Raw genomic sequence first — 212 nt, 5'->3', positions numbered from 1 at the left:
TTGACCATCAGCCACGCTCATGACACCTTTAACGGTGTGATCAGTGGCGCTGGCAGCGTAACCTTGACAACGGGTACTGAGGTATTTACCAACACCAATACCTACACTGGTACTACCACCATTAACGGTGGCACCTTAGCCTTAACTGGCACTGGCTCAATCGCCACCTCATCTAGCATTATTAATAATGCGATATTTGATATTAGCGGTGC

At 47.6% G+C, this 212-nt stretch carries 1 protein-coding gene; it reads left to right on the top strand.

Annotation, left to right across the window (positions count from 1 at the left end):
• Positions 1-212: hypothetical protein (locus ICN29_RS10665; RefSeq protein ID WP_216133012.1), on the top strand; the 212-nt coding region annotated here is incomplete at both ends.

It is taken from the genome of Polynucleobacter nymphae (assembly GCF_018882155.1).
GTDB lineage: Bacteria > Pseudomonadota > Gammaproteobacteria > Burkholderiales > Burkholderiaceae > Polynucleobacter > Polynucleobacter nymphae.
This window is presented reverse-complemented; position numbering and strand designations above follow the sequence as displayed.